This window comes from Ornithinibacillus xuwenensis (assembly GCF_039614845.1).
Classification (GTDB): Bacteria; Bacillota; Bacilli; order Bacillales; family Amphibacillaceae; genus Ornithinibacillus; species Ornithinibacillus xuwenensis.
The window spans coordinates 1-1,478 of record NZ_JBDIML010000015.1 but is presented as its reverse complement, the minus strand read 5'-3'; the positions used below and the strand labels follow the sequence as shown (position 1 = coordinate 1,478).

Sequence of the window (1,478 nt, the reverse complement as noted above, 5' to 3'; positions counted from 1 at the left end):
TGGTACCGACCCCCGAAAGTTAGAGTGAAAATCTAACTTTCGGGGGTGTTTTTTATGGCTAAATATAGTGAAGAATTTAAAATAAAGCTTGTAACCGAGTATTTATATGGGAATCTTGGATATGGATCACTGGCTAGAAAATATAATATGGGAAGCCAGACACCAATAGTTGAATGGGTGAAAGCCTATAAATCTCAGGGGATGGAAGGATTAAAACGAAGGACGACCAAGAAGGAGTATTCTGTTCAATTTAAATTAGATACGATACAATTTATTTTAAATACAGGCGCTTCTTACTTAGAGACTTCGGATCAATTTAATTTGAACAATCCTTCCTTAATTAAACGTTGGATGAAGACATTTCGTGAACAAGGAGTAGAAGGCCTAAAACTAAAACCAAAGGGGCGGCCTTCTATGTCTAAGAAACCTAATAATCAGAAGAAAAAGGAAGAAAAAAAGTTAACACGAGAAGAAGAATTAGAACGTGAAAACGAACTCCTAAGGCTGGAGAATGCATATCTAAAAAAGCTGAAAGCTTTTCGCGAGAATCCGAACGCTTTTCACGAAAAGCACAAGCAAAGATGGCGTTCGAACTCAAAGAAGAAGGATTTAAACTGAAAGATATTCTCATGGTTGTAGGAATTCCAGAAGCAACCTATCACTATCATTTGAAAAAATTTGGTGAGAAAGACCCGGAAAAAGAATTAAAAGAACTCATCACACACCTATTTAAAAAATTTCATGAACGGTATGGTTATAAACGTATCACGAAGGAGTTAACAAAATTAGGACATCATATCAATCATAAAAAAGTCTATCGTATTATGCGGGAGCTAGGATTGAAATGTGTGAAATTCATGCGGAAATCTCGTAAATATAATTCCTATAAAGGTACTATTGGAAAGATAGCTAAAAATCGATTGTCTCGCCGTTTTAGTACACCTATTCCTCTTCAAAAATTAGTAACTGACATTACAGAATTCAAGTGTCTAGGAGAAGAAAAGTTGTATTTAAATCCAATTCTTGACCTCTATAACGGAGAAATTATTGCGTTTGGAATCAAGAAACGTCCAACGTTAGATCTTGTCATGGAACCATTAAAAGAAACTATTGAAGTAATAAAGAATCATGCACCCTATCGCACCACTATCCATTCCGATCAAGGCTGGCATTACCAACACAACCAATGGGTGATGACATTAGAAGAAAACAATATTTTTCAAAGCATGTCACGTAAAGCAACCTGTGCAGACAACGCTTCGATGGAGAATTTCTTTGGGATATTAAAACAAGAAATGTATTACGGGGAAAAATTAGTAAACTATGAAGAGTTAAAAAGACGAATTAAAGAATATATCTATTGGTACAATCATGAAAGATCAAAAGAAAAATTGACTGGGATGAGTCCGGTTGAATACCGAACTCACTCCAGCCAATTAGCTGCATAATAGAAACTCTAACTTTTGGGGGTAACCACC

2 protein-coding genes are annotated in these 1,478 nt (G+C 35.5%); both read left to right on the top strand.

The features are described 5' to 3' along the window. Positions 1–54 precede the first annotated feature (54 nt). Positions 55–618, top strand: a complete 564-nt coding sequence (locus ABC228_RS19010) for a helix-turn-helix domain-containing protein (protein WP_345826750.1) — start codon at positions 55–57, stop codon at positions 616–618. Continuing rightward, positions 582–1,448 (top strand): IS3 family transposase, encoded by an 867-nt coding sequence (locus tag ABC228_RS19005; RefSeq protein ID WP_345826749.1) that lies wholly within the window; start codon positions 582–584, stop codon positions 1,446–1,448. The genes ABC228_RS19010 and ABC228_RS19005 overlap by 37 nt, the downstream gene beginning before the upstream one ends. Positions 1,449–1,478 lie beyond the last annotated feature (30 nt).